This is a genomic window from Cedecea neteri (assembly GCF_000757825.1).
GTDB lineage: Bacteria > Pseudomonadota > Gammaproteobacteria > Enterobacterales > Enterobacteriaceae > Cedecea > Cedecea selenatireducens.
The window spans coordinates 999,887-1,019,936 of the sequence record NZ_CP009451.1; the positions used below are offsets into that span (position 1 = coordinate 999,887).

General features: G+C 55.1%; 16 protein-coding genes and 1 tRNA gene. 4 read left to right on the plus strand and 13 right to left on the minus strand.

The genetic code is table 11. The features are described from left to right. Positions 1–175 precede the first annotated feature (175 nt). Both JT31_RS04485 and JT31_RS23670 read left to right on the plus strand, forming a co-directional pair. Positions 176–263: transfer RNA gene (locus JT31_RS04485), tRNA-Ser, on the plus strand. Positions 264–705: 442 nt separating this feature from the next. Further along, positions 706–2,069, plus strand: a protein-coding gene (locus JT31_RS23670) for an IS3 family transposase (protein WP_144244011.1) whose coding sequence is annotated in 2 segments (ribosomal slippage) — positions 706–1,183 and positions 1,183–2,069 — 1,365 coding nt in all. Because the reading frame shifts where the segments join, the coding sequence is not laid out codon by codon here. Positions 2,070–2,140: 71 nt separating this feature from the next. Here JT31_RS23670 and JT31_RS04500 read toward each other — a convergent pair. From JT31_RS04500 to putP, 12 genes are all read right to left on the minus strand, one after another. After that, a complete protein-coding gene (locus JT31_RS04500; RefSeq protein ID WP_038473801.1) occupies positions 2,141–2,485 on the minus strand; it encodes a nitrous oxide-stimulated promoter family protein in 345 nt (114 codons plus the stop codon). Positions 2,486–2,586: 101 nt separating this feature from the next. Further along, positions 2,587–3,348 (minus strand): chitin disaccharide deacetylase, encoded by a 762-nt coding sequence (chbG, locus tag JT31_RS04505; RefSeq protein ID WP_038473804.1) that lies wholly within the window; start codon positions 3,346–3,348, stop codon positions 2,587–2,589. A gap of 45 nt (positions 3,349–3,393) precedes the next feature. After that, a complete protein-coding gene (locus JT31_RS04510; RefSeq protein WP_038473808.1) occupies positions 3,394–4,737 on the minus strand; it encodes a 6-phospho-beta-glucosidase in 1,344 nt (447 codons plus the stop codon). A 90-nt stretch (positions 4,738–4,827) separates the two neighbouring features. Beyond that, positions 4,828–5,664, minus strand: a complete 837-nt coding sequence (gene chbR, locus JT31_RS04515; protein ID WP_038473811.1) for a transcriptional regulator ChbR — start codon at positions 5,662–5,664, stop codon at positions 4,828–4,830. An 11-nt stretch (positions 5,665–5,675) separates the two neighbouring features. Further along, complete coding sequence (gene chbA, locus JT31_RS04520) at positions 5,676–6,026, minus strand: PTS N,N'-diacetylchitobiose transporter subunit IIA (RefSeq protein WP_008455638.1); 351 nt, start codon at positions 6,024–6,026, stop codon at positions 5,676–5,678. 54 nt (positions 6,027–6,080) lie between these two features. Next, positions 6,081–7,439, minus strand: a complete 1,359-nt coding sequence (gene chbC / locus JT31_RS04525) for a PTS N,N'-diacetylchitobiose transporter subunit IIC (RefSeq protein ID WP_038473814.1) — start codon at positions 7,437–7,439, stop codon at positions 6,081–6,083. A 92-nt stretch (positions 7,440–7,531) separates the two neighbouring features. Continuing rightward, complete coding sequence (locus tag JT31_RS04530; RefSeq protein WP_008455640.1) at positions 7,532–7,855, minus strand: PTS sugar transporter subunit IIB; 324 nt, start codon at positions 7,853–7,855, stop codon at positions 7,532–7,534. A 265-nt stretch (positions 7,856–8,120) separates the two neighbouring features. After that, entirely contained in the window at positions 8,121–8,909 is a 789-nt protein-coding gene (gene phoH, locus JT31_RS04535; protein ID WP_016535779.1) for a phosphate starvation-inducible protein PhoH, read from the minus strand. 622 nt (positions 8,910–9,531) lie between these two features. Continuing rightward, positions 9,532–10,818 (minus strand): iron uptake transporter deferrochelatase/peroxidase subunit, encoded by a 1,287-nt coding sequence (gene efeB, locus JT31_RS04540; RefSeq protein ID WP_038473819.1) that lies wholly within the window; start codon positions 10,816–10,818, stop codon positions 9,532–9,534. 5 nt (positions 10,819–10,823) lie between these two features. Beyond that, entirely contained in the window at positions 10,824–11,948 is a 1,125-nt protein-coding gene (efeO, locus tag JT31_RS04545) for an iron uptake system protein EfeO (RefSeq protein WP_038473822.1), read from the minus strand. Between the two features lie 63 nt (positions 11,949–12,011). After that, the gene (gene efeU / locus JT31_RS04550) at positions 12,012–12,845 is read right to left on the minus strand and encodes an iron uptake transporter permease EfeU (RefSeq protein ID WP_038473824.1); all 834 of its coding nucleotides are present in this window, start codon (positions 12,843–12,845) and stop codon (positions 12,012–12,014) included. A gap of 167 nt (positions 12,846–13,012) precedes the next feature. After that, positions 13,013–14,521 carry a sodium/proline symporter PutP gene (gene putP / locus JT31_RS04555; protein WP_038473827.1) on the minus strand — a complete coding sequence of 503 codons (1,509 nt, stop codon included), beginning with the start codon at positions 14,519–14,521 and terminating at the stop codon, positions 13,013–13,015. A 426-nt stretch (positions 14,522–14,947) separates the two neighbouring features. Here putP and putA point away from each other — a divergent pair, with 426 nt between their 5' ends. Continuing rightward, positions 14,948–18,910, plus strand: a complete 3,963-nt coding sequence (gene putA / locus JT31_RS04560; protein ID WP_038473831.1) for a trifunctional transcriptional regulator/proline dehydrogenase/L-glutamate gamma-semialdehyde dehydrogenase — start codon at positions 14,948–14,950, stop codon at positions 18,908–18,910. Positions 18,911–18,970: 60 nt separating this feature from the next. Continuing rightward, entirely contained in the window at positions 18,971–19,363 is a 393-nt protein-coding gene (locus JT31_RS04565; RefSeq protein WP_038473834.1) for a lysozyme inhibitor LprI family protein, read from the plus strand. 6 nt (positions 19,364–19,369) lie between these two features. On the opposite strand, the gene rutR is transcribed toward JT31_RS04565, so the two are convergent. Next, the gene (gene rutR / locus JT31_RS04570) at positions 19,370–20,014 is read right to left on the minus strand and encodes an HTH-type transcriptional regulator RutR (RefSeq protein WP_038473837.1); all 645 of its coding nucleotides are present in this window, start codon (positions 20,012–20,014) and stop codon (positions 19,370–19,372) included. Positions 20,015–20,050: the final 36 nt, after the last annotated feature.

The following is a 20,050-nucleotide window of genomic DNA, read 5'->3' on the forward strand; positions in this document are numbered from 1 at the left end:
CCCGGAAGGATTTGCCCGGCGGGAGCTTTTTTCGGATGAATTTGCCTTAAAACCGCCCTAACCGCTCAGACCTTAACCGAACGTGGCATAATCCATAAATTAGGCTTGACCGAAGAGGGCTGACTCCCTATAGTAGCGCCCCGTTGCCCACCTAAGGTGAGCAGCAAGACAATACGGTGAGGTGTCCGAGTGGCTGAAGGAGCACGCCTGGAAAGTGTGTATACGGCAACGTATCGAGGGTTCGAACCCCTCTCTCACCGCCACATTTAAAGAAGAGCTCGCATGCAAATGCGGGCTTTTTTTTCGCATATTACTCACGGCAGAGAGTGGGTGAGAATCCTCGACAGGGTTCGACCAAACGGCAGGACAGCCGTTTGGTACCGCCTCCGGCGACCCGCAGGGCGAGCGCCATGGACGGCGCGAGTAAGCCCCTCTCTCACCGCCACATTTAAAGAAGAGCTCGCATGCAAATGCGGGCTTTTTTTTCGCATATTGCTCACGACAGAGAGTGGGTGAGAACCCTCGACAGGGTTCGCCAAAACGGCAGGACAGCCGTTTTGTACCGCCTCCGGCGACCCGCAGGGCGAGCGCCATGGACGGCGCGAGTAAGCCCCTCTCTCACCGCCACATTTAAAGAAGAGCTCGCATGCAAATTGGACTGCACCCCAAAAGTTGGACACCCAACTGAGTAAGGTGCAGTTTTTTATGGCAAAGCCAAAATATTCCCTCGAAACCAGATTAGCTGTAGTCAAACACTACCTTGCCGGAAAAGATGGAACACATCGTACCGCTGAACGTTTTGGTGTTGAAAGAACATCAGTGCGACGCTGGGTAAGAGCCTGGCAACTCCACGGTATTGATGGCATTACCTGGAAAAATGACCGCCATTCTCCGGCGTTCCGGATTGCTGTCGTACGCACGGTTCTCGCTGAAGAACTTTCGATGCGCGAAGCTGCCGCACGGTTTAATATCTCCACTGAAACCGTTGTCCGGCACTGGGTGAATGTCTACAAAGACGCAGGTGAAAAAGGACTTCTGAGCATAAAACCTGGCCGGAGCAAGGACATGACAAAACCCAAAAAAACACCTCCACTTACCGATGCTGCGCTGGATAAGTTATCTCCCGAAGAGTTGCGGGCTGAACTTCGTTACCTGCGAGCAGAGAATGCCTATCTAAAAAAGCTGAAGGCCTTAGTTCAAAGCGAGAAAAACGGCGGAAAGCCGCAATAATCAACGAACTAAGGCTGGAGTATGCGCTCAGTGATCTTCTTCGTGCAGCGGGCATGTCCCGCAGTACGTGGTATCACAATATCAATGCGCTGAAGCGAGCAGACAGGCATGCCGGGCTGAAAGCCAAAATCAGAGAGATTTATCACTATCACAAAGGGCGTTATGGCTACCGCAGGATCACGCTCTCGCTGAGAAGGCAGGGTCTGCTGGTGAACCATAAAACTGTACAGCGGCTGATGGCAGAACTGTCGCTCCGTTCTCTGATAAGGGTGAAGAAATATCGTGCCTGGAAAGGGGAAGTGGGCAAGGCTGCACCCAATATCCTGGGCCGGAACTTCGGGGCATCGAAAGCCAACGAAAAATGGGTCACGGATGTCACCGAGTTCTCAGTACAGGGTAAAAAGCTGTATCTGTCGCCGGTTCTCGATCTGTTTAACCGGGAGATTATCTCCTACAGCCTGTCGGAAAGGCCGGTGATGGAGATGGTTAATAGCATGCTGCGCGATGCGTTCCTGAAGCTCAGCCCGGAAGATAGCCCCTTGCTGCACACGGATCAGGGCTGGCAATATCGAATGGCAGGCTATCAGGCAAGGTTAAAGGCACAGGGCATGACACAAAGTATGTCGCGCAAAGGAAACTGTCTGGATAATGCGGTGATGGAGAACTTCTTCGGCACACTGAAATCGGAGTGTTTTTACCTGAACAGGTTCAGCGATCTGAATGAACTGAGGAAGGCGATAGAGGACTATATCCATTACTATAACAACGAGCGGATCAGTCTGAAATTAAAAGGCCTGAGTCCGGTAGAATACCGAACCCAGACCCCGATAGCCGCTTAACATGAACTGTCCAACTTTATGGGGTCAGTCCAAATGCGGGCTTTTTTTCGCATATTGCAGGCCTCCCATCGCTATTTTTTACGCTGGAATTTCTCAGGTAACGGCGGCACCGGACGGCGGTCGTCAATCAAATGAAGCATGGTCAGAATCGGATGATGAAACAGCATTCGTGGGCCAGCCCAGCGCATCACCTGCTTCATCTCTTCACGTTTTGCAGGCTGATAGCAGTGGATTGGGCAATGCTTGCAGGCGGGTTTTTCTTCGCCAAAGGCGCAGCGTTCCAGCCTTTTGGCGGCATACTCATAAAGCCGCTGGTAGTGGCCTGGCCCGGCGCTGGCGGAGGGATTCTGGCGCTCATAGAGAGTGAGCATTTTAGCGATGGTTTGCTTCTCGCGCTGAAGACGTTTTCCGGACATGGGCAGTACCTGATTGACCGGTAAATCGCACGGCCAATGATTGTCGATAAGATGCAATAATAATACACCTTATCGACAGCGGGCCGAAGGGAGAATTGGGGTTAGAGGTCGCGGAAGGTGCCCAGACGGTAGCCTCGTTCGGCAAGAGCGTACTTCAGCGCCGCAGAAGTCAGCACCTCCAACTCCGCCAGACGCGGGTAGCAGTAGTTGCTTTTCAGCAGCGTATTATCCACAAATGACGGGTGGCACATCACCTCAAGCGAGGCTTCCTGGCGCTGCGCGGAAGCATCCACGCTCTCCAGCAGCAGGCTTGCAGATATCGCATCACCGTAAAACTCGCTGGTAAACCCTTGGGTAGAACGCACGCCGGTCAGCGAAATGTTGTCCCGGGCAGCGGCATCGCGATCCACGCGTAGCGGGATCCCTTTCGCCTTAGCAAACGCGGCCACGATAGGGAAAATTTCCGGGATCATGTGCACGTGATGGTGGCTATCAAGGTGGGTTGGCTCAATGCCAAAAATATCAATAAAGCGCTGATACTGGCTTTCAAGCTCGCGCCCGATCTCGTCCAGGTCCAGCCGACCCTGTTCCGCCATTTCCCAGATCCCTTTGCCCAGCACGCCGGTCCCACGAGTCAGCACCGGCATCCCGGTCAGCGGCTGGCCAAGCGTCAACACGAAGTGCATGCCTACGCCCAGACCCGGATAACGAGCGCACAGCCCGGCGGCGTGTTTAATGGCTTCGGCATTAACCAGCGCGGTGGTCGACGTCACCACACCGTGGTGAAACGCTTCGATAATGCCGTAGTTTTGCGCCTTGCTCAGGCCAAAGTCATCGGCATTAATAATCAGTAAGCGGTCCATAGCATCCCTCTTGAGTGGCCCTCCCCGTCCGGGGAGGGCAAGACATTAAGCCAGTTTTTCGATGGCTTTGGCAAAGTTTGGCAGATACGCTTTATGGGCAAGCAGCATCTCTTTGGCAATCACCTCAGCATCCTTGTCGGAATGGATAAGCGGGCTCAGGTTCAGCGCCAGCAGCACATCGTTAAATTCACCGCTCAGCGCGGCCTGGCTCGCGGCCACTTCGAAGCCTTTGATGGTGTGGATAAGCCCCATCACTTTCTCGTCAAAATGGGTCACACGCGGGTGCGGTCTGGCACCATCGCGACCGATGATGCTGGTCGTCTCGATTGCCCAGTCGGCCGGAATGTTGTCCACGTGGCCGTGGTGCGGAATATTCACATAGTGCTCGGTCTGCTTATCATTGTAGATAGCGCTGATCACTTCGCACGCCGCGTCAGAGTAGTAAGCCCCGCCGCGCAACTCCAGCTCTTTCGGCTTCACGTCAAGATTCGGGTCTTTGTACAGCTCAAACAGCTGTTTTTCGACCTTCTGTACCACGGAGGCGCGCGCCCCGCCCTTGTAGAACTCGCCCATTTCGATAGCCAGCATCTCTTTCTGCTTGAAGTAGTACAGCAGGTAGGAGCACGGCAGCAGGTTCAGGGAACGAATCAGCCCTTCGCTAAACGGCATATCGAAGATGTTTTTCACCGAGTTCGCGCTCAGCTTGCCGCTGGCTACGCCGTCCAGCAGTTCGGCAAAGCGAGATTCACCGTTCACCAGCACGTCTTTAATGAACACCATGTGGTTCAGGCCGAAGAGATCGATGCCCAGGTCATCTTCCGGGGTCAGCTTCAGGACGTCGGTAATAAACATCTTCATGCCAACAGGAATGTTGCACACGCCGATGAATTTTTTGAAGTTGGTATGGCGGAATACCGCCTCGGTCACCATACCGGCCGGGTTGGTGAAGTTGATAACCCACGCATCCGGGCAGATTTCCTGCACGTCTTTGATGATGTCGAAAATGACCGGAATGGTACGCAGCCCTTTGAACAGGCCGCCCGCACCGTTGGTTTCCTGGCCGAGATAGCCGTGGCTCAGCGGAATACGCTCATCCAGCTCACGCGCTTTCAGCTGGCCAACGCGCAGCTGGGTGGTCACGAAATCTGCATCTTTCAGCGCTTCGCGGCGGTCGAGGCTCTTGTGTACCGTCATCGGCACACCGGCGTGCTCAATCATGCGCTGGCAAAGATTGAAAATAATATCCTGCTTCTCTTTCCCGGCTTCGACATCCACCAGCCAAAGTTCGGTGATCGGTAATTCGTGGTAGCGCTTAATAAAGCCTTCGAGTAATTCTGGGGTATAGCTGCTGCCGCCACCGATAGTAACAACTTTTAATTTCTTAGTCATATAGGCTCCCGTACGGCGCCTGGCGCCGTATTTAGAAAATTGAATAAGTTAATAAAAACTCAATATTGACAGTGGTAGTTAATCAGCACCTTAATTAATGCTGTACAATTTCTTCCGATAACTGTTTGGCGTGAAAGAAGTCACTTTCTTAAAGTTCTTAATAAACATGCTGGGGCTGCTATAACCGGATTCGAAGGCAATATCGGTTACCGAAGCGTTAGTGATTTCCAGCTGTTTCTTGGCAAAATTGATGCGGATTTCATTAATAATCTGCATCGGCGTCTTGCCATAATAGCGCTGCGTGGCGCGCGTTAAATATTCCTGCGACTTACCCGAAAGCGCGACCATGTTTAATAAGGCCTTATCGCCAAAGCGCATTTTGTCATGCATCCCTTCAACGGTGGATTTTAACCACAGCGGAATATCATCCTGATTTTCCGACTCACGATAATGGCGCAGTCGATTCACGACATAAAAGCTCACCATTTCGAGAAACTCGTTAAATTCCCCTTCGCGGAAATTAAACGAGGCAATCACCGACTCCATAAACGTCAGGAATTCATCCTTAATCTGATACACCTGAGAGGCCACCAGATGGGACGGCAGCAGCGGCATATAATGCTGCTCAAAGAACTGCTGGCTGATACCTACGTTAAACAACCGGGTCGCACCAAACTCGTAAAAACTCTGATGGTGGGAACCGACGGGAATAAAGACAAAATCGCCTCGCTCCATCAGCACACGCTTACCGTTAATTTCCTGGTAATAGCGCCCGGTCAAAACAATGGTAAATTCGTAGTAGTCATGCTGATGCAGCCCGCTCACGCTCTCTTCTTTGGTGTAGATAAACGCATGGAAACACTTGCCGTTAAACAGCTGGCTTTCACGAACAATGTTGATTTCCATATTGTCTATCTCTGGCTGCATATGCTGACCTGCTACTTGTCCATTTTCTCGTGTAATTCAATCAGCTCGGTCACCAGCTCGCGAGCCAGCATCGAGGTCATCAGGTGGTCCTGAGCGTGTACCAGCACCAGGCTGACTTTGGTTTTGCCTTCGCCCTGGTCGCCTTCAATCAGCTTAGTCTGCACCAGATGCGCTTCGTTCAGCGCGGTCCGGGACTGATCCATCATCTCTTTAGCCCCGGCGAAGTCACCCTGCTTGGCCTTTTTCAGCGCACCGTAAGCCAGGCTACGGGCCTGTCCAGAGTTGATGATTAAGCCCATCACCACTTCTTCGAGATCGTCCACTTCTACTTCAGTTTCAACGACGTTGTCTAAATCAAACATAATATTGCTCCCCGGATTCTGAAAATGGGGGAGGCATTCCCTCCCCCTTTGAACTTAGAATTTCAATGCGTTAGCGATATCTTCTTCGCTTTCTTCTTCTTCAATAACCGCCTGTGCCTTGTTGGACAGGATAACGAACGGCATGTACACCAGCGTGGCGACACCCAGGTTGAACAACGCCACCAGCAGAGCAGCGACGCTGCCGTTACTGTTGAAGAAGGCGCCCAGGCCGGTAGGCATGGTCCACGGAGCCAGGTTGGTGACCGGCGGGATAATACCCATGGAGTACGCAATCAGGGTGATGGCAGCCAGAATCGGCTGTACCGCAACGAACGGGATGAACATCACCGGGTTCATGATGATCGGCAGACCAAACAGAATCGGTTCGTTAATCTGGAAGATGCCTGACGGCAGCGCCAGCTTAGCCACCTGACGGTGATCGGCACGGCGAGAGGCGATGAAGATAGCGATAATCAGACCCAGCGTCGCACCAGAACCACCCAGCAGGATGTAGGAGTCGAGCATTGGTTTCGCCCAGAAGTGGAACTGTTTGCCCGCTTCGATAGCGGCTTCTACAGAACCGTACTGCTGGTACAGCGCCACGTTTTCCAGCGCCCATGGGGTCATGATGCCGTTATCCAGTGCGGTAAGCGCCAGAGAACCGTGAACACCGAAGAACCACAGCAGGGAGTTGAAAATTACGTACGCCCAGCCAACCACGCTACCCATTGACGCCAGAGGAGTCGAAATGGAGTCCATGATGATCTGGTGGAAGTTGCTGCCGTAGTGAGACAGCGCCCAGGAGATGATCCCGAAGATAGACAGAATCAGGAAGCCTGGAATTAACGCCGAGAATGAACGCGCCACCGAGGTCGGCACGCTATCCGGCAGGGTAATAACCCAGTTTTTACGTATAACAAAGGTGAACAGCTCGGCGACCACCAGACCGATAATCATAGCGGAAATAATGTTCTGGCCGCCTAACCAGTTAGCGCCCACGGCATAGGCTTCGCCCACGCTATAAGGCGTAACGGTCATAAAGGCTGCTACGGATAATAAGCCCGCCGCGAGAGGATCGACCTTCCTTTCTTCAGCTAACGCCATACCAATGAAAAAAGGCGCCATCAGCGACATAATGCCCAACGTACCGTTGTACACGTTGCCGCCGATAGCTTTAAACCCATTCAGGGTTTCAATGGTCTCGGGGTCTAAACGGATGCCTAACGAGTAGAAAAATGATCCTGCGCCGAAGCTCAGGAATACGTTGTTAATCAGAACAAACATTGCCCCGGTTAGGGTTAATGGCATTAATTTAATAAAACCATTTTTAATGGCATTAACGTGAGGCTGCTTTCCTATTTTTACAGCAAAAGGCAGGAGAACCTTCTCAAGTGAATCAATGACTTTACTCATATTATAAATATCCTTGAAAGCCGTAATTATTATTACGGCTGTAGGTGTAAGTCGCTCTTTGACGGAAAATTAAACAAAACAAGAATAAAAAATTAACTCTCGGCCGCTGCTTTCTTAATTGCTGCCACAGCCGCTTTCAACACACCCAGCCCATCGACTTTACCGTACAGAGCAGAATCGATAACTTCTACAGGCTTGGTGGGCAACAATTTCTTGATATCTGCCTGCATGTAGGCAATTTGTGGCCCGAGTAAAACGAGGTCCGCGTGCTTCCCTTTCTCGCTGGCTAAAGACTCAGAGAATGCTTCAATTTCTACCGGAACTTCATACTTTTCGGCCTGCGCTCGCATTTTGGTCACTAACAGCGAGGTTGACATCCCAGCGGAGCAGAACAGGTAAATTTTTTTCTTTTGCATAAGTTGTTCCTCAAGTCTCAATACGCTGTAACGGACTTCCGTGACGTATTGTTGCTGTTCCAAAGCGGGTTTGTGGGGCGAGACTATTGTCTCTGCTTGAGGAAAGTATACGGCATGGTTTCCCTTGAGAGATAATTCCTGGCTCTCATAAATTGTCTCTCCTTGACCTGGTGTTATGACCCCCTTCACAGTTTGGCCAAATAATTCGCGCAAATAAAAAAGCCCAAACCGAAGTTTGGGCTTTTCACTAAATTGTTGAAGACCGTCAGTCGTAGGCGTTCAGCGTGCGCTGGCAGAGGGCCGAACGCACACAATCCTGTTTACCGAAGCGAACAACGCCGACCATTTCATCTTCTTCGAAACGGTTTAGTGCATCACTTAAACCGGACGGCACGCCTGCGGGTAAGTCACACTGCGTGATATCGCCATTGACGATAACCGTCACGTTTTCCCCGAGGCGGGTGAGGAACATTTTCATTTGCGCTGCGGTGACATTCTGCGCCTCATCCAGAATAACCACGGCATTTTCAAAAGTACGTCCGCGCATATAGGCGAACGGCGCAATCTCAACCTTACCAATTTCAGGCCGCAGGCAATACTGCATAAAAGACGACCCTAAACGTCGCACCAGGATGTCATACACCGGGCGGAAATACGGGGCGAACTTCTCTGAAATATCACCGGGGAGGAAGCCGAGATCTTCATCGGCCTGCAGCACCGGACGGGTAACGATAATCCTGTCGACATCCTTATGTATCAGGGCCTCAGCGGCTTTCGCTGCGCTGATAAACGTCTTGCCACAGCCGGCTTCGCCGGTAGCAAAAATCAGCTGCTTTTTCTCGATGGCATTAAGATAGTGCGCCTGAGCTTCATTACGCGCTTCGATAGGTGAATGGTCGCGGCTGTCGCGAGCCATGCCTATCGATTCTACGCCGCTCATCTGCACAAGCGTGGTGACCGATTCCTCTTCACGCTGCCGGTGGCTACGTGAATCCCGTCTCAGCACACGTTTTGCTTCGCGACGAGCTTTGATCACAGCTTTCTGTCTTCCCATGGATGGCACCTTACAGTTGGTTTCATTGCCCGCGCCGACAGGACAGGCGCGATTATGCTCACTAACGGATGAGGTTTGGCTTCCTTGTAAGCCATTAACTGCCGGTTGAGAGGGTGCATTAAGCGAACGCGAAACGTCGCCCGACGCACCGTCAGGACACTGATTTGATTCTGAATGGGGAAATTTAGCGGTGAAGATAGCGAAGCCGGAGGAGAGGCCTCCGCGCTGGGTAGTGCGGGTAAAGTGTTTAAGTAACCGTCCAGTACAGGACCCAACCATTCGCGATCTCCGTAGTGATTAAACGTCACAGCAGGGAACTACCGCTCTTTTGCTTTAAGTACAACAAACATCACCCAAAATGCAACATAAATTTCACTTTTAAGTAACGTTAAATCGAAATCCGCTGCTGTGTACCGTTTTCGCACACCAATATTACAGAAATATATCAGCGGGATAGTCATAGGGAATTGCAATGAATAATAAGGGGGTGAATTGTTAGCAAATGAAAATTTGCATCACCTACTCTCTGAAAGAATGGCTGTTTTCCCCCTCGCCCCTTCGGGGAGAGGGCTGGGGTGAGGGGAAGATTTGTTCCCGGCTCTCATCGCCGGTACGGCATTAACTACGCCTCCATCATCCCCTGCCCCAGATAATGCTGCTTATCCGGCACGCCAGGCAGTGCGAAGAAATACCCACCGCCAATCGGCTTCACGTACTCCTCCAGCGCCTCACCGTTCAACCTGCCCTGCACCGTCAGGAACCCTTTTTCGAGGTCATGCTGGTAGCAAACGAACAGCAGCCCCATATCAAGCTGGCCGGATTTGGTTGCACCGAGCGAATAGCTGTAGCCCCGGCGCATCATCAGCCCCGACTGCGTATCTTTGGTCCTCGGGTTGGCCAGGCGGATATGGGCATCAAGCGCAATCACATTGCCGTCAGGGTCGGCGGCATAGTCCGGCACATCATGCTCATTCTTCATACCCAGCGGCGCGCCGCTGTGCTTATCGCGCCCGAAGATAGTCTGCTGCTCTTTCAGCGGCGTGCGGTCCCAGGACTCAACGTGGAACTGAATAATGCGCACCGCCTGATAGCTGCCGCCGGTAGCCCAGGCAGGCTCCTGCTGCTGCTTCGTCACCCACACCACGTCATCCATCAGTGGCTTATCATGACTGTCCGGGTTGGCCGTACCGTCTTTGAAGCCCAGCAGGTTAATAGGCGTCTCTTTCCCACGGCTGCGTGCCGCATGGTTGGAGATAAACCCTTCCCGCCGCCAGCGCACGCTGAGGAGATCGGGCGTGTGCTTGATGATGTCGCGCAGCGCGTGGATCACCGTGTCGTTGGTGTTGGCACAAATCTGCAGCAGCAGATCGCCGTGGCACAGCCCGGCATCCAGCGAATCGTTCGGGAAGCGGGTCATTTGCTGGAGCTTTTTCGGCATCTGTTTTTGCAGGCCAAAACGCTCATCAAACAGCGAACTGCCGACGGACACCGTGATCGTCAGGTTATCCGGGTAGATTTCTGCCCCAAGAATGCCTGAGTCCATCGGCGGCAGCCGTGGATTTGGCGTATCCGGCGCCGGGCCACCGCTGGTCAGGAAGTCAAAACGCGCGGTCAGCAGGCGGAACAGGCGCTCAAGCTCGGCTTTATCGCTGGCCAGCACGTCAAAGGCGACCAACATCATCGCGGCCTGCTGAGGCGTCAGAATACCGGCCTGGTGCTCGCCATAAAGCGGCTGGTTTTCAAGGCGACCGTCCGGCGGCAGCGTGCCGGGGGAAGAAGCAGGATTTGCCGCGTGAGCCGTCATCGGGCAACCGCCGCCCACGGCAAAAGCGCCCCCAAGGGCGCCCAGTGTTTTCAGAAGCTGGCGGCGCGCCGGTTGGTGCGCGCCGGTGTTGTCCTTATCACTCATGATGCTCAGTCCAGACCCATCACGCCACGCAGCTGGGACAGGTCTTCCGCAAGCGTGGTGATTGGCCCTTTCAGCGCTTTGCGATCGTTATCCGTCAGCTTGTCGTAGGTTTCAAACCCGTCTTTAGTGCGGTATTTCGCCAGAATGGCGTCAACTTTCTTGAAGTTAGCGTCTATTTTCGCCAGCAGCGCCGGGTTCTCTTTGGTCAGCTGAGGACGCAGCAGATCAACGATTTTCTGCGCGCCGTCAACGTTCGCCTGGAAGTCCCACAGGTCAGTGTGGCTGTAGCGATCTTCTTCACCGCTGATTTTGGTGGCCGCTACTTCTTCTATCAGACCGGCAGCGCCGCCAACCACTTTGCTTGGCGGGAAGGCCAGCTCGGAAATACGAGTTTGTAGATCCAGCACGTCGGCGTTCAGCTTGTCGGCAAACTGCGCGGCGTCTTTGGTGGTGTTATCGCCAAAGAGGATTTTCTCCAGACGGTGGAAGCCGGTGAATTTCGGGTCGTCCGCTTTTTTCTCGAAGTCGTCTTCGCGGGCATCGATGCTGCTGTCGAGATCGGAGAACAATTCGGCAATCGGTTCAATACGCTCGTAATGCTGGCGCGTTGACGCATACAGGGATTTCGCTTTCTCTAAATCACCGGCTTTCACCGCGTCGGTAAAGGCTTTGGTGCCTTTCACCAGCTCGGCGACTTCGGCGGTCACATAGGCTTTGTATTCGGTGATTGGGCCGGTCAGCGCCAGCAGATCGGTTTTAGGCGCTTCCTGCTTGCCGGAAGCTTTCACCACCAGCTTGCCTTTCGGGTTGGTCAGCAGGCCGCAGGTCATGTCGTATTCGCCCGGCTGCAGGTTGGCGGTCAGCTTCTGGGAGAAGCCCGGCGCGATGTTTTCACGCTCTTCCACCACCATCACCCCTTTCAGGATCTCCCATTCCAGCGCTTTCTGGCTATTGTTCTGGATGATGAACTGAGTCTTCCCGGCATTCACGGTGACGCTCATCGGCTCACACTGTTTATCGGTGACGGTGACTTTTACCTGGGGAATATCTGCCGCCTGCGCGGCAAACGAAGAAGAGACAAGCGCGAGCAGCGCAACGTGCAGTGCCTTCAGACGAAAATGTTTGGTCATGACCTATCCCTATTAAGCAATGAGTAGTTATCACTAAACGGCGGGCGGCCCGCCGTAAATCAATTAACGAGCCGTATTGGTCGCCTGGTTGTTCACGCGCGGCGGTATAAAGAATAGCACCAGCGCCGGAATCAGATAGATGAAGTACATCGCCACTTCGCTCACGGTTGGGGTTTCCTGATAACCGAAAATCCCCTCCAGCAGCGTGCCGGTCAGCGAGTGGGTGGAGAGCGTGTTGCTCATATCAAAAGCGATATCCTGGAAATGGTTCCACAGCCCGGCTTCGTGGAATGCACGGACGGCACCGGCGGCAAGGCCTGCGGCCACCAGCAGAATAAACAGGCTGGTCCATTTAAAGAATGCGCCAAGGTTGAGACGAATCCCGCCCCAATAAATCAGGAAGCCAAGCACCACCGCGGTAGCCAGGCCAAGCATCGCGCCCAGCGGCGGCCAAATACCGACGTCCTGCTGGAAAGCGGCCAGCAGGAAGAACACCGACTCCAGGCCTTCACGCGCCACGGCGAAAAAGACCATCATGATCAGCGCCCAGCCGTGGTTGCCTTTGCTGTGCAGCGCGTTATCAACCGCCTGCTCCAGCTGCACTTTGACGTTGCGGGACACTTTACGCATCCAGAACACCATCCAGGTGAGGATAAACACGGCAATCACCGCCACAATACCCTCAAACAGCTCCTGCTCTTTCTGCGGGAACTCACCGGTGGTTTCATTGATGAAGATACCGAGGCCCAGGCAGAGCGCGGCGGCGGCAAAGACGCCAATCCACATCACGGCTATCCACTGGCCGCGCTGGGTACGCTTCAGGTAGCTGGCAATCAGGCTGACGATGAGCGCCGCCTCCAGCCCTTCGCGTAACATGATGAGAAATGGAACAAACATGCCTGACACCTCAGATGTGAATACAAGTCAATTGACGTAAAGAAAAGTAAACCATAACGATTGTGATTATCATTAGCGCTGATAAGAAAAACAAGAGAGGGGGATGACATATTTATGACCAGATGTAAAAAGGGCCGGATTATCCGGCCCTGCAAAAAGTTATACTTTTAGTCGGTCTGCAATTTGCCCGGAGGCGGAGTGTGGTACACCGCATCCGCTTCGGCAAAACGCTTCTGCATGGAGGCCGACGGCGCTTTGCCCATCAGGCTTACCACCACAATTGCCAGGCTACCGAACACGAAGCCAGGTATGATTTCATACAGGCCTAACCAGCCGAACTGCTTCCAGATAAGCACGGTGGCAGCCCCAACAATCATCCCCACCAGCGCCCCGTTGCGGGTCATGCGTGACCACATTACGGAGAACAGGACCACCGGGCCAAATGCGGCACCAAATCCTGCCCAGGCATAACTGACGAGGCCCAGCACGCGGTTTTCCGGGTTAGCGGCAAGCGCAATCGCCACCAGCGCGACCACCAGCACCATCATGCGCCCCACCCACACCAGCTCCTTCTGGCTCGCGCCTTTACGCAGGAACGCCTTATAAAGGTCTTCGGTAATTGCGCTCGAGCACACCAGCAGCTGGCAGCTCAGCGTGGACATTACCGCCGCCAGAATCGCGGAGAGAAGCACCCCGGCAATCCACGGGTTAAACAGAATTTGCGCCAGCTCGATAAACACCCGCTCGCCGTTCTGCGTCACAGCTCCGGCCTGCTCAGGGTTGTTATTAAAGTAGGCAATCCCGAAGAAGCCCACCGCGCAGGCACCCGCCAGGCAAAGGATCATCCAGGTCATGCTGATGCGACGTGCGTTAACGATGGTGTGGTGTGAGTCTGCCGCCATAAAGCGCGCCAGAATATGCGGCTGGCCGAAGTAGCCCAGGCCCCAGCCCATCAGGGAAACAATGGCGACAAAGTTCAGCCCTTTCAGCATGTCGACGTTTTCGATGCTCTTCTGCTTAATCACCAGCAGAGAATCATCGAGGCCGCCAACCGCCGCAATCACCATCACCGGCGTCAAAATCAGCGCGAAGATCATCAGGCTGGCCTGCACGGTATCCGTCCAGCTAACCGCAAGGAATCCGCCCACAAAGGTGTAGATGATGGTCGCTGCCGCCCCGGCCCACAGCGCCGTTTCGTAGCTCATCCCGAAAGTGCTTTCAAACAGCCGCGCCCCGGCCACGATGCCGGAAGCACAGTAGATAGTGAAGAACAGCAGGATCACCAGCGCGGAGATGATGCGCAGCAGGCGGCTGGAGTCTTCAAAACGCCCGGTGAAGTAATCGGGCAGCGTCAGCGCATTGTTGTTCACTTCGGTGTGAACGCGCAGGCGCCCGGCAACCAGCTTCCAGTTAACCCAGGCCCCTAAGGTCAGGCCGATGGCTATCCAGCTTTCAGAAATACCGGAAATGAAAATCGCGCCCGGCAGGCCCATTAGCAGCCAGCCGCTCATATCGGAGGCGCCCGCCGACAGCGCGGTGACCACGCTCCCGAGGCTGCGGCCGCCAAGAATATAATCATCAAAGCTGCGGGTGGATCGCCAGGCGATAAAACCGATGAGAATCATGCCAAAGATATAAACGAGAAAGGTCACCAGCATCGGTGTGCTTATTGTCATTCAGACTTCTCCATAGCTATTACGCCTGCTCTCTCTGAACAGGCTGCTTCGCGCCGGAACGAGGCGCTGTGTTGTTATCGTGATGTAATGGGGAATGCATCCTGCCGGAACCCTTTATTTTTCACAAACGATTTAACACGGCATTTACATCGTTTGCATCTGCCTTAGGTAAGCATTTTTCACCAGGTTGCACTTGCTCACATTTTTTACGGTTGCACCGTCAAAAAGTGTTAACTTCGTCGATAAATCTAGCGTTCCGCTTATCGCCCTGCCAGACGATTTTCTTATCTTACTGGCAACAAATCCCCTTTTTTGCGAGCCCATTATCGGCTTCGATTTAACAAGGTTGCACAAAGTTGCAACTTCATGGATATTGCTGGCTAACAAAGTAAAACCCCGAATAATCCTTAACCTGGAGACTGTCGTATGGGCACCACCACGATGGGCGTAAAACTGGATGAAGCGACGCGCGACCGCATTAAAGAGGCCGCCTCGCGCATTGACCGCACGCCACACTGGCTGATTAAGCAGGCCATCTTTAATTACCTGGAACGCCTGGAAAGCAGCGACGATCTGCCTGAGCTCCCTGCCCTGCTGGCCGGTGCGGCCAATGAGAGTGAAGAGTCCCCGACGCAGCCTGAAGAAGTGGCGCAGCCGTTCCTCGACTTTGCCGAGCAAATTCTGCCGCAGTCCGTCAGCCGGGCCGCGATCACCGCCGCGTGGCGCCGCCCTGAAACCGACGCAGTCCCGATGATTCTTGAGCAGGCTCGCCTGGCTCCGGCCATCGCCGAACAGACGCAAAAGCTGGCCTGGCAGTTGGCCAACAAGCTGCGTAATCAGAAAACAGCTTCTGGCCGCGCGGGCATGGTTCAGAGCCTGCTGCAGGAGTTCTCTCTTTCCTCTCAGGAAGGCGTGGCGCTGATGTGCCTCGCGGAAGCGCTGCTGCGTATCCCGGATAAAGCCACCCGCGACGCGCTGATCCGCGACAAAATCAGCAACGGGAACTGGCACTCGCACATTGGCCGCAGCCCTTCGCTGTTTGTGAACGCCGCGACGTGGGGCCTGCTGTTTACCGGCCGCCTGGTGTCAACCCACAACGAAGCGAGCCTTTCCCGCTCCCTGAACCGCATTATCAGCAAAAGCGGCGAGCCGCTGGTGCGTAAAGGCGTGGACATGGCCATGCGCCTGATGGGCGAGCAGTTCGTAACCGGCGAAACCATCGCCGAAGCGCTGGCTAACGCGCGCAAGCTGGAAGAAAAAGGCTTCCGCTACTCTTACGACATGCTGGGCGAAGCCGCGCTGACCGCCGCCGACGCTCAGGCCTATATGGTCTCTTATCAGCAGGCGATTCACGCCATCGGTAAAGCCTCCAACGGCCGCGGCATTTATGAAGGTCCGGGGATTTCCATCAAGCTTTCCGCCCTGCACCCTCGCTACAGCCGCGCACAGTACGACCGCGTAATGGAAGAGCTTTACCCTCGCCTGAAATCCCTGACGCTGCTGGCGCGCCAGTATGACGTCGGCATTAACATTGACGCCGAAGAAGCCGATCGCCTGGAGATCTCCCTCGATCTGCTGGAAAAGCTGTGCTTTGAACCTGAGCTGGCGGGCTGGAACGGCATCGGCTTTGTTATTCAGGCCTACCAGAAGCGCTGCCCGTTTGTGATTGATTACCTGGTCGACCTGGCCACCCGAAGCCGTCGCCGCCTGATGATTCGCCTGGTAAAAGGCGCTTACTGGGATAGCGAAATTAAACGCGCTCAGGTTGATGGCCTGGAGGGTTACCCGGTTTATACCCGCAAGGTGTACACCGATATCTCTTACCTCGCGTGTGCCAAAAAGCTGCTGGCCGTGCCGAACCTTATCTACCCGCAGTTTGCGACCCATAACGCCCACACCCTGGCGGCAATTTATAACCTTGCCGGGCAGAACTATTATCCTGGCCAGTACGAATTCCAGTGCCTGCACGGCATGGGCGAGCCGCTTTATGAGCAGGTGGTCGGGAAAGTGGCTGACGGCAAGCTGAACCGCCCTTGCCGCATCTACGCCCCGGTCGGCACCCATGAAACGCTGCTGGCTTACCTGGTGCGTCGCCTGCTGGAAAACGGCGCCAACACATCCTTTGTCAACCGCATCGCCGACGCAACCCTGCCGCTGGACGAGCTGGTTGCCGACCCGGTCAGCGCGGTTGAAGCTATGGCCGTTAAAGAAGGCCAGCCTGGGTTGCCTCACCCTAAAATCGCCCTGCCGAAAGCGCTGTACGGTACGGAACGCAGCAACTCCAGCGGCCTGGATTTGGCGAACGAACACCGCCTGGCATCGCTTTCTTCCGCCCTGCTGAACAGCGCCGCGCAGAAGTGGCAGGCCACGCCTGTGCTGGAACAGCCGGTTGTTGAAGGCGAATTAACGCCGGTGAAAAACCCGGCTGAGCCGACCGACATCGTGGGCTACACTCGCGAAACCACGACTGAAGAGGTTTCCCTCGCGCTCGAAAATGCCGTTAACCACGCGCCAATCTGGTTTGCCACCCCACCGCAGGAGCGTGCCGCTATTCTTGAACGCGCGGCAGTGATGATGGAAAGCCGTATGCAGCAGTTGATCGGCATTCTGGTCCGCGAAGCGGGTAAAACCTTCAGCAACGCCATCGCCGAAGTGCGTGAAGCCGTGGACTTCCTGCACTATTACGCGGGCCAGGTACGTGACGACTTCGACAATGAAACTCATCGTCCTCTCGGCCCCGTCGTGTGTATCAGCCCCTGGAACTTCCCGCTGGCTATCTTTACCGGCCAGATTGCCGCCGCGCTTGCCGCCGGTAACAGCGTGCTGGCGAAACCTGCGGAACAAACGCCGCTGATTGCCGCTCAGGGCGTAGCGATTCTGCTGGAAGCTGGCGTGCCTGCGGGCGTGCTGCAGCTGTTGCCGGGCCGCGGTGAAACCGTAGGCGCGCAGCTGACGGGTGACCCGCGCGTGCGCGGAGTGATGTTCACTGGTTCAACCGAAGTGGCCTCCCTGCTGCAGCGCAATATCGCTGACCGCCTCGATCCTCAAGGGCGCCCAACGCCGCTGATTGCGGAAACCGGCGGCCTCAACGCAATGATCGTCGACTCCTCCGCGCTGACCGAGCAGGTGGTTGTGGACGTGGTTTCCTCAGCGTTCGACAGCGCAGGCCAGCGCTGTTCCGCCCTGCGCGTGCTGTGCCTGCAGGAAGACGTAGCCGAGCACACGCTGCAAATGCTCCGTGGCGCGATGGCGGAATGCCGGATGGGTAACCCAGGCCGCCTGACCACCGACATCGGGCCGGTTATCGACGCCGAAGCTCAGCAAAATATTGAGAAGCACATCCAGGCCATGCGCGCCAAAGGCCGCACCGTCTTCCAGGCCGTGCGTGAAAACAGCGTGGACGCGCGCGAATGGCAGTCCGGCACCTTTGTCGCTCCGACCCTTATCGAACTGGAAAGCTTCGACGAGATGAAGAAAGAGGTGTTTGGCCCGGTTCTGCACGTGGTGCGCTACAACCGTAACAACCTTGAATCCTTAATTAAGCAGATCAACGCGGCGGGCTATGGCCTGACGCTCGGCGTGCATACTCGTATCGACGAGACGATTGCCCTGGTCACCGGCTCCGCCCACGTCGGCAACATGTACGTTAACCGTAATATGGTCGGCGCCGTGGTCGGCGTTCAACCGTTTGGCGGTGAAGGCCTGTCCGGCACCGGTCCAAAAGCCGGTGGCCCGCTGTATCTGTATCGCCTGCTGGCTAACCGCCCGGAAAATGCGCTGCAAACCACCTTTAACCGTCACGATGCCCAAACCCCGGTGGATGCATCTCTGAAGAGTGACCTGCAGGTTGCCCATCAGGCGCTAAGCGAGTGGGCAGCCAACCGTGAAGAGCTGAAATCCGTTTGCCTGCAGTTTGGCGAACTGGCGCAGAGCGGGACGCTGCGCGTGCTGCCTGGCCCGACGGGCGAGCGCAACACCTACGCCCTGCTGCCGCGTGAACGCATTCTGTGCGTTGCCGACGACGAACGCGATGCGTTAGTGCAGCTTGCGGCGGTTACCAGCGTGGGCAGCCGTGCGCTGTGGGCGGATGACAGCCTGCACCGCGAGCTGGCTAAGCAATTGCCGAAAGCCGTGCAGCAGCAGATTGATTTTGCGAAGCAGGAAGAGCTGCTGAAACAGCCGTTCGACGCGGTGATTTACCATGGAGACTCTGACCAGCTGCGCAAACTCTGTGAAGCCGTGGCCGCCCGCACGGGCGCGATTGTTTCCGTCCAGGGCTTTGCCCGTGGCGAAAGCAATATCCTGCTTGAGCGTCTTTATGTGGAGCGTTCACTGAGCGTGAACACCGCGGCCGCAGGCGGCAACGCCAGCCTGATGACAATCGGTTAACAGTCTGCCAGGATACGAGGGCTCTCATCTGAGAGCCCTTTTTTATTTGAGGACAGCGAAATGAAACGCGTGTGTTTACTTGTTGGCGGGCTGCTGCTGAGCGGGGCCGCGATGGCCGATGGCTGTGATGCAGCCACCACCCAGGCCGATATGAATCAGTGCTATGCCGCAGAGTATAAAAAGCAGGACGAGCAGCTGAACAAAACCTATAAAGAAGTTATGTCCCGGGCAACCGACAAGCAAAAAGCGCAGCTTAAAAAAGCGCAAAATGCGTGGATAGCCTTCCGCGATGCGGACTGTGACTTTATGAGTTCTGGCGCTGAACAGGGATCGGTCTACCCGATGGTGCGCGCCAACTGCCTGGCGGATAAAACGCTCGAACGCACCGAACTGCTGAAGGGCACGCTGGAATGCGAAGAGGGCGACGTCAGCTGCGTCTTGCCCCCGAAATAGAGCTGATTAACGAACCCGAATACCTTCAATAATCATCCGCTGCACGTTTTCCACCGTGCGGCGGAAAAAATCCTCATCCTGCAGCGTGCTGCCGGTTACGGCCTCAACCTGGCTGGCAAAATCCGCGTAGTGCTGGGTCGTGGCCCAGAGCATAAAAATAAGATGATGCGGGTCAACGGCGGCAAGTTTACCGCTGGCAACCCAGCCGGCAATGATCGCCGACTTGTCATCCACCAGGGCTTTCAGGTCCCCCGTCAGTTCCCCTTTTAGCAGCGGCGCGCCCTGCAGCATCTCCAGGCAAAAGAGCTTAGACGCCTGCGGATAATCGCGCGAAACCTCCAGCTTGAGCCGAATGTATTCCCCAATCGCCACCAGCGGCTGCAGGTCCTCGCGAAAGGCTCGCAGCGGGGCAAGCCAGACGTCGAGGATCTGCTTGAGCACCGCAACGTAGAGCGCTTCTTTGGACGGGTAGTAATAAAGCAAGTTAGTCTTTGAAACTTCGGCCCGCTCGGCCACCTGCTCAAGGCTGGTGCCGTGGATGCCGTATTGAGAAAAGAACGCCAGCGCAGCGGCAAGAATGGCCTGTTTTTTGGCCGCTACGGCTTTCGAGCGGCGCCCAGGGGTTTTACTGTCAGTTGCGGCTTCAGCCATGCGAGCTCTCCTTGTTGATCGCTGGCATGAATTATA